Genomic DNA, 8140 nt, shown 5'->3' with positions numbered 1-8140 from the left:
CCCGCGAACTGGACCGCTACCTGCCGTTCCTGGCGACCACCAAGGTGTTGATCGCCGCGGTGCGTGCCGGCGTGGGACGGGAAGCCGCCCACGAGGTGATCAAGGAGCACGCGGTGGCTGTCGCGCTGGCCATGCGCGAGCGGGGCGCCGAACCCGACCTGCTGGACCGGCTGGCCGCCGATGACCGGCTGCCGCTGGACCGGGACGCGCTGGACGCGGCCGTCGCCGACCGACAGGCTTTCACCGGTGCGGCCGCCGACCAGGTCGACCGGGTGGCGGCCGAGGTGGCCGAACTGCTCGAACGGCACCCGGCCGGGGCGGCCTACAGCCCGGGCGCGATCCTGTAACCGTCATGGTCCAGGAGCTCGCGAGCATCGACTTCACCGATCTGGACAACTTTGCCGACGGCTTCCCCCACGAGCTGTTCGCGCTGCACCGTCGCGTAGCCCCGGTGTACTGGCACGAGCCCACCGCCCATACTCCCGACGGCGACGGCTTCTGGTCGGTGGCTACGCACGCCGAAACGCTTGAAGTGCTGCGTGATGCGCAGACCTATTCCTCGGTTACCGGTGGTGATCGGCCGTTCGGCGGCACCGTGCTGCAGGACCTGCCGATCGCCGGGCAGCTGTTGAACATGATGGATGACCCGCGGCACGCTCAGGTCCGCCGGCTGGTTAGCTCCGGGTTGACGCCGCGGATGATCCGCCGGGTCGAGACCGACCTGCGGCACCGGGCGCGGTCCTTGCTCGACGCCATCGAGCCCGGGGTTCCCTTCGACTTCCTGGTCGACATCGCCGCCGAGGTGCCGATGCAGATGATCTGCATCCTGTTGGGTGTGCCCGAGGCCGACCGGCACTGGCTGTTCGAGGCGATAGAGCCCAGCTTCGACTTCCGCGGCTCACGCAAGGCGGTGGTGTCGCGACTGTCTATCGAGGACGCCGGCAACCGGGTCTACACCTTCGGACGTGAGCTGATCGCGGCTAAGCGGGCCGAGCCCGCCGACGACATGCTCTCGGTGGTGGCCAACTCAACCGACCCCGAGCTCAGCGACCTCGAGGTGTATCTGTTCTTCCAGCTGCTGTTCAGCGCCGGCGCCGAGACCACTCGCAACGCCATCGCCGGAGGGCTGCTGGCACTGTCTGCGTACCCCGATCAATATCGTTTGCTGCGTAGCGATTTCGATCTGCTGCCCACCGCCATCGAGGAGATCCTGCGCTGGACCTCGCCGGCTCCGTCAAAGCGGCGCACCGCCACCCGCCGTGCCGTGCTGGGGGGGCAGACCATCGAAGCCGGTCAGAAGGTATTGGTGTGGGAGGGCTCGGCCAATCGGGACCCGGCGGTCTTCGACCGGGCCGATCAGTTCGACATCACCCGTAAACCCAACCCCCACATCGGTTTCGGGCACGGAGCGCACTTTTGCCTGGGTGCCCACCTGGCCCGACTGGAACTACGGGTGCTCTACGAGGAGCTGTTGAGCCGGTTCGGTGAATTGGCGGTGGTGGCGCCGGTGGAGTGGACGCGCAGCAACCGGCACACCGGGATGCGGCACATGATGGTGGAGCTGCGCCCCTAGCTCCTCGCGACCGGGGATCGGCGGGCCAGACCCGCGGCGTGCAGTTCCAGCGCGGCCAAGCCCCCGATCACGACGGGGTCGGCGTGCCGCCAGGCCCCGGCGGGGTCGGGACTGACCGCGGTCAGCTTCCCCAGTGGGCGATTGGTCAGGGCGCGCAGCGCCAGAAGCTGCTGCCCGGCCGGGTTCGAGTACAAGCCCAGCACCGCCCGTTTACGCAGGAAGAACCGTAGTCGCAAGGCCAGCCACGGCATCGCCACCGCCAGAATCGGCGGGGCGGCGACGGCAAAGGCGAGCACATAGGCCAGCCAACCTGCAGTGGTGTTGAGGTTGTGACCGGCCCCGGCGATATCGACTGCGGCATGACCCGCTGCGGTGAGCGGCTTGCTCACAGCGTCACCGACCAGCGGTATCCGGTCCGCGCTCTTGCCCGCCGAGGCCAAGCTGTCGGCCACGCCGTTGGCGCCGCGCTCGAACTGCCGTCCGACCCCGGCGATGGTGGTCACCGCGCCGTGCACCGCCAGGGCGATCATCACCCACAGGAAGGTCCATGCCGCGACGACGAGGTCGCTCAGCAGTTGGGCCAGCAAGCGGCCGGGCGAGGTGGCATAGGGCAGCAGCCGGGATGTCATGCCTCCGATCCCAACACACCCGGAGCCCGTCCGGCAGGCGATGCGCCGTCAGCTGTTGGGTGTGACGGTCACCGTGATGGTGGCGGCACCGGCGTTGGAGGCGATCACCAGCACCGGGGCGTTCGCGGCTGACACGACCTGCCCGCCGGTGACTGTCACCTGGTAGCCGTCCGGGTAGAGGCTGGGCGGTACCGAGATGTTGGTGTGCGCCCCCGCGGCGAACTGCCCCGACCCGTCAGCCATCTCGGTGGAGTAGCTGAACGCGAAGGTGCCGTCGTTGAACGACCAGCTGCCCGGGATGCCGGCCACGGCCTGCGGGTAAGGCGCGGCCAGGGCGTTCACCGCATCGGTCGCCACGTTGTCGCCGGTCAGCGGCTGCTCCATGTCACGGACGAGGACGTGGTTGTAATCCCAGAACAGCCAGCCGAAGCCGTGCTGATTGGCGGCGCCGGTGGCGCCGTAGATGACACCGGGGTTGGTGGTGTTGCCGAACTCGGTGAGCAGCGCCGGGACGCCATGTGCCTGCGAGTAGGCCGCGGCGTGATCCATGATGTAGCCCTCGTATGCCCCGCAACCGAAGTCGCTGCCCAAGACCTCGTACCACGGGCAGTAGCTGTGGAAGGCGAATATGGTGTTCGAATCATCCGGCGGGGTCACGAAGGTGGGCACCGGCAGGTTGCCGAACAGCGTGTTGGACCCGAAGATGACCGGGGTGCTCGGGTCCACCGAGCGGATCGCCGCCGTCACCTGCTCGTAGAACGGTGACAACTGCTGGGTGTCGAAGAACGGGTTGCCGAACGCCGTCGACAGGTAGCCCGAGCCCGGCCAGGGCTCGTTCATGATCTCGTAGCCGGCGACGTGGGGATTGCCGTTGAGGACGCCCGCCACGGCCTGGAACATGCTGGCGTAGTGGTTCTGCAGGCCGATCCCGTCGGAGGCGGCGGGGGAGTTGGTCCAGAACGCATCCCAGGCGTGGTTCACGGCGGCGTTGAGCGGGTAGTTCCACGGCCAGCCGAAGTTGATATTGATCGCATCACCGATCTGCACCGCCCACTCCGGCGCCCCGTCACCGATCCCGGTGATGGTGTCGCTGTACAGGTCCTGATGCATGTCGATGACGCTGACGATGCCGTAGGAACCGAGCAGGTCCACGGTGGCCTTGATCGACGCCAGATACTCGTAGTCGATCTGGCCGGGGCTGGGCTCTACCCCGGACCAGATCACGCCGACGCGAACCGCGTTGATGCCGTTGGCGGCCAGATACGCCGCATGCTGCTCGTCGAAGTGGTCGGCCTCCGGCGTAAAGGGCGCACCCTTGTTGACCTCGTTCACGCCGTGCAGGATCAGAACCCGGCCGTCGGCATCGGTGAGCCAGGTGCCGGCGGTGCTGAAGGCGCCGCTGCCGATCGGGGGACCGCTGTCCAAGGTGCCGAACGCGCCGACGGAGCCGTGCGTGCCGAACAGCCCGGGGTTGCCCCCCGCCCCGCCTAGCGCCGGCCGCGCCCAGCCGGGAGTTGACGCGATACTGTCGCCGTTGCCGGCGTCACCACCGTGGCCGCCGGCGGCGAACAGGCCGATGCCGCTGCCGCCGTCGCCGCCATTGGCGCCGTCGCCGCCGTCTCCGCCGGCCCCACCATTACCCAGCAGCCAGCCGCCGCTGCCACCGGCACCACCGGCGGCTTCGGCGCCACCGTCACCGCCCGCGCCGCCGTTGCCGATAAGCCCCGCCGCCCCGCCGGCCCCGCCGGCGACTCCGGTCTGATCGCTGTCCCACCCGGCGCCGCCGGTGCCGAACAGCCACCCCGCGGCGCCGCCGTCGGGGTTCGCTGCTGTTCCGGTGGCGCCGTCACCGATCACGTACGAGCCGAACCCGTTCAGGAAATCGGCGACTTGCTGACCGGCCTGCGTATCCAGCCACTCATCCAGCCCGTGGTAGATGGGCAGGTAGATCGATTGCTGGAACCAGCTGGCGAAGTCGAAGTCGGTGGCGGGGGCCGCGAACGGCTCTCCCCAGTCGACGACCATCCCGGCCAGGAGTTGCTCGAAGGCGTCGTCTAAGAACTCGGCGTGCGCGGACGCGGCGCCCAGCGGTGACAACCCGAGCCCGAGTGACAACCCGGCTGCTGCTGCTGCACCCGCCAGTTGCGTGCGACCGCTGCGCCGCCGCAGTCGGCGATTACCGGAGGTGGTCAGTTGCGATGTCATGTGGCGGTCGCTCCTCGCCGGCAGTGAAAGTTAGACGTTACATGTGAAACACCTGACAAATTACCGTACATGAAGTGTGGTTCACGTGGCAGGGTTGAGGCGCGCGGCGTCGTCCCCGATAGGCTGACGCAATGCCGCGACCCGCGCTCTCCGATTACCAGCACCTGGCCAGCGGCAAAGTCCGCGAACTCTATCGGATCGATGATCACCATCTGCTGTTCGTCGCGACCGACCGGATCTCGGCGTTCGACTACGTCCTGGACAGTGAGATCCCGGATAAGGGTCGCATCCTGACCGCGATGAGCGTCTTCTTCTTCGACCTCGTCGAGGCCCCCAATCACCTGGCGGGGCCGCCTGACGACCCACGCATCCCCGATGAGGTGCTCGGTCGCGCGCTGGTCGTGCGCCAGCTGAAGATGATGCCGGTGGAGTGTGTGGCCCGCGGCTACCTGACCGGCTCGGGCCTGCTGGACTATCAGCGCAGCGGCGCCGTGTGCGGCATCCCGTTGCCACCCGGATTGATGGAAGCCAGCAAGTTCCTCAACCCGCTCTTCACTCCGGCGACCAAGGCCGAGATCGGCGAGCACGATGAGAACATCTCGTTCGCTCAGGTGATCGACCTGGTGGGCCCCGTCCGCGCCAGCCAGTTGCGCGACCGCACCCTGGCGACCTACGTGCAGGCGGCCGACCACGCGCTGACCAAGGGAATCATCATCGCCGACACCAAGTTCGAGTTCGGCGTCGATGAACACGACAACCTGGTGCTCGCCGACGAAGTCTTCACCCCCGACTCGTCGCGGTACTGGCCGGCCGACCACTACCGGGCCGGGGTCGTGCAGCAGAGCTTCGACAAGCAGTTCGTCCGCAACTGGCTGACCGGTCCGGAATCCGGTTGGGACCGGGCCGGAGATCAGCCACCCCCGGCGCTGCCGGACGACATCATCGCGGCGACCCGCGCCCGCTATATCGAGGCCTACGAACGTATTTCGGGTCTGTCCTTCGACGACTGGGTCGGCCCCGGAGCATGACCGACCTGTCGCAGGATCTGCCGAGCCCACCCTCGGCGAAGCGAGTAGAAACCACCCGCACCCACCACGGTGACGTCTTCGTCGACTCCTATGAGTGGCTGCGCGACAAGTCTGATCCCGCCGTGATCGCCCACCTGGAAGCCGAGAACGCCTACACCGAGGCCGCCACGGCACACCTAGAGCCCTTGCGGCAGGCCATTTTCGACGAGATCAAGGCCCGCACGAAGGAGACCGACCTGTCGGTTCCCGCCCGTCGCGGCGACTGGTGGTACTACGCGCGCACCTTCGAAGGAAAGCAGTACGGCGTCCACTGCCGCTGCCCGATCAGCGGCCCCGATGACTGGGATCCGCCGCAACTCGACGAGGCCACCGAGATCCCCGGCGAGCAGGTGCTGCTCGACCAGAATGCCGAGGCCGAAGGGCACGACTTCTTTGCGCTCGGCGCCGCCGGCGTCAGCCCGGACAGCCACCTCCTGGCCTACTCCGTCGACGTCATCGGCGACGAGCGGTACACCATGCGGTTCAAGGATCTTCGTACCGGCGAACTTCTTCCCGACGAGATCGCCGGAATCGGCGCCGGGGTGACCTGGGCGACCGACAACCAGACGGTCTACTACACGACTGTCGATCAAGCCTGGCGTCCGGATACCGTGTGGCGACACCGAATCGGTGCTCCGGCAGGATCCGCCGAACAGGTTTACCGCGAGGCCGACGAACGCTTCTGGCTGTCGGTGGGACGTACCCGCAGCGACGCCTACGTGCTGATCGCAGCCGGCTCGTCGATAACTACCGAGGTGCGCTACGCCGACGCAGCCGACCCGCAGGCCGAGTTCACCGTAGTGCTTCCTCGCCGGGAAGGCGTCGAATACTCCGTCGAGCACGCCGTCATCGGTGGCCAGGACCAATTCCTCATGCTGCACAACGACGGTGCGGTCAACTTCACCTTGGTGCAGGCCCCGGTCTCCGATCCGGCCGCGCAGCAGACCTTGATCCCCGGACGCGACGACGTGCGACTCGACGCGGTGGACGCCTTCGCGCACCATCTGGTGATCGGGTACCGAGCCGAGGGTCTGCCTCGCATCCAACTGTGGCCGATCGGCGCCGACGGCGATCTCCAACCGCCGCAAGAGATCACCTTCGACACCGAGCTGACTTCGTCCGGTCTGGCCGCCAATCCGAACTGGGACGCTCCGAAACTGCGGGTAGGTGCGACGTCCTTCATCACCCCGGTACGGGTCTACGACATCGACCTTGCGACCGGTGAACGCACTCTGCTGCGCGAACAACCGGTGCTGGGCGAATACCGCAGCACCGACTACGTCGAATACCGCGACTGGGTCTACGCCCAGGACGGAACCCGAATCCCGGTGTCGATCGTGCACCGCGCCGGTATCGAACTTCCCGCTCCCACAATGCTTTACGGATACGGGGCCTACGAGGCGTGCGAGGACCCGCAGTTCTCGATCGCTCGGCTGTCGCTGCTGGACCGGGGCATGGTGTTCGCCGTAGCCCACGTTCGCGGCGGCGGTGAGATGGGCCGGCTGTGGTACGAGCACGGCAAGCTGCTGGAGAAGAAGAACAGCTTCACCGACTTCGTCGCCGTGGGAAGGCACCTGGTCGATGCGGGGACCTGTCAGCCCGGACGTCTGGTGGCGATGGGCGGCAGCGCCGGCGGGCTGTTGATGGGGGCGGTGACCAACCTGGCGCCGGACCTGTTCGCCGGGGTGGTGGCGCAGGTTCCCTTCGTCGACCCGCTGACCACCATCTTGGACCCGTCCCTGCCGCTGACCGTAATCGAATGGGACGAGTGGGGAAACCCGTTGGACGACAAAGACGTCTACTTCTACATGAAGTCCTACTCGCCGTACGAGAACATCGCCCGCCGCGACTATCCGCCAATCCTGGCGATGACCTCGCTGAATGACACCCGGGTGTACTACGTCGAGCCGGCGAAGTGGGTCGCGGAACTGCGGCACACCAAGACCGATGCCAACCCGGTGTTGCTGAAAACCGAGATGAACGCCGGCCACGGCGGTATCTCCGGGCGCTACGAACGCTGGAAAGAGATCGCGTTCTCCTACGCCTGGTCGTTGGCGGTTGTCGGCTGCGGGTAACGTCGCGGCCATGAGCCTCGCCGAAATCCCGCTGACCACCCTCGACGGACGTTCCACCTCGCTGGCCGATTACGCCGACCGCGCGGTGCTCGTGGTCAACGTCGCGTCCAAATGCGGACTCACCCCGCAGTACGGCGCGCTGGAGAAACTCGCGCAGGACTATGGCGACCGCGGCCTGACCGTGCTGGGCGTGCCCTGCAACCAGTTCATGGGTCAGGAACCCGGAACCGCTGAGGAGATCCAGACCTTCTGCTCGACCACCTATGGCGTGAGCTTTCCGCTGCTGGCCAAGACCGACGTCAACGGTGCCGACCGCCACCCGCTGTACGCCGAGCTGACCAAGACCGCCGACGCCGAGGGCGCCGCCGGTGACGTGCAGTGGAATTTCGAGAAGTTCCTGCTCGCCCCGGGCGCAACCGTGGTCAACCGCTTCCGGCCCACCACGGTGCCGGACGCACCCGAGGTGATCGCCGCCATCGAAGCCGTCCTTCCTGGCTGATGCATACCCGGTCGGAGCGCTTCCCCAGCGTGCGGGCAGCGGCGCTGGCCTACCGGTTCCGGGAGAGCCTGTTCCTGTCTCTTATACACATC

Annotated in this window: 6 protein-coding genes and 1 pseudogene; 5 read left to right on the top strand and 2 right to left on the bottom strand. The window is 67.3% G+C overall.

Annotation, left to right across the window (positions count from 1 at the left end; all coding sequences use genetic code 11):
* Window positions 1–347: pseudogene (locus LI94_RS19135) on the top strand (adenylosuccinate lyase); the annotation flags it as partial.
* A 5-nt stretch (window positions 348–352) separates the two neighbouring features.
* The gene (locus LI94_RS19130) at window positions 353–1573 is read left to right on the top strand and encodes a cytochrome P450 (protein ID WP_046302184.1); all 1221 of its coding nucleotides are present in this window, start codon (window positions 353–355) and stop codon (window positions 1571–1573) included.
* Here LI94_RS19130 and LI94_RS19125 read toward each other — a convergent pair.
* Both LI94_RS19125 and LI94_RS25120 read right to left on the bottom strand, forming a co-directional pair.
* Window positions 1570–2202, bottom strand: a complete 633-nt coding sequence (locus tag LI94_RS19125; protein WP_024441907.1) for a hypothetical protein — start codon at window positions 2200–2202, stop codon at window positions 1570–1572. The genes LI94_RS19130 and LI94_RS19125 overlap by 4 nt on opposite strands.
* Before the next feature lie 48 nt (window positions 2203–2250).
* Window positions 2251–4407, bottom strand: a complete 2157-nt coding sequence (locus tag LI94_RS25120) for a cellulase family glycosylhydrolase (protein WP_046302183.1) — start codon at window positions 4405–4407, stop codon at window positions 2251–2253.
* 131 nt (window positions 4408–4538) lie between these two features.
* On the opposite strand from LI94_RS25120, the gene LI94_RS19115 reads away from it, so the two are divergent.
* From LI94_RS19115 to LI94_RS19105, 3 genes are read left to right on the top strand one after another with little or no spacing between them, the layout of a single operon-like run.
* Window positions 4539–5435, top strand: a complete 897-nt coding sequence (locus LI94_RS19115) for a phosphoribosylaminoimidazolesuccinocarboxamide synthase (RefSeq protein WP_046302182.1) — start codon at window positions 4539–4541, stop codon at window positions 5433–5435.
* On the top strand, window positions 5432–7549 hold the full coding sequence (locus LI94_RS19110) for a S9 family peptidase (RefSeq protein WP_046302181.1): 2118 nt from the start codon (window positions 5432–5434) through the stop codon (window positions 7547–7549). The genes LI94_RS19115 and LI94_RS19110 overlap by 4 nt, the downstream gene beginning before the upstream one ends.
* Window positions 7550–7559: 10 nt before the next feature.
* Window positions 7560–8048: a glutathione peroxidase gene (locus LI94_RS19105; protein ID WP_024441903.1), complete on the top strand. Its 489-nt coding sequence runs from the start codon at window positions 7560–7562 to the stop codon at window positions 8046–8048.
* Window positions 8049–8140 lie beyond the last annotated feature (92 nt).

Source organism: Mycobacterium sp. UM_Kg27 (assembly GCF_000972905.1).
Classification (GTDB): Bacteria; Actinomycetota; Actinomycetes; order Mycobacteriales; family Mycobacteriaceae; genus Mycobacterium.
This window is presented reverse-complemented; position numbering and strand designations above follow the sequence as displayed.

What these genes read in the sequence shown, in the direction of transcription:
- LI94_RS19130 (WP_046302184.1), top strand. Translation starts at nt 353, where the DNA reads ATGGTCCAGGAGCTCGCGAGCATCGACTTCACCGATCTGGACAACTTT.
- LI94_RS19125 (WP_024441907.1), bottom strand. Translation starts at nt 2,202, where the DNA reads ATGACATCCCGGCTGCTGCCCTATGCCACCTCGCCCGGCCGCTTGCTG.
- LI94_RS25120 (WP_046302183.1), bottom strand. Translation starts at nt 4,407, where the DNA reads ATGACATCGCAACTGACCACCTCCGGTAATCGCCGACTGCGGCGGCGC.
- LI94_RS19115 (WP_046302182.1), top strand. Translation starts at nt 4,539, where the DNA reads ATGCCGCGACCCGCGCTCTCCGATTACCAGCACCTGGCCAGCGGCAAA.
- LI94_RS19110 (WP_046302181.1), top strand. Translation starts at nt 5,432, where the DNA reads ATGACCGACCTGTCGCAGGATCTGCCGAGCCCACCCTCGGCGAAGCGA.
- LI94_RS19105 (WP_024441903.1), top strand. Translation starts at nt 7,560, where the DNA reads ATGAGCCTCGCCGAAATCCCGCTGACCACCCTCGACGGACGTTCCACC.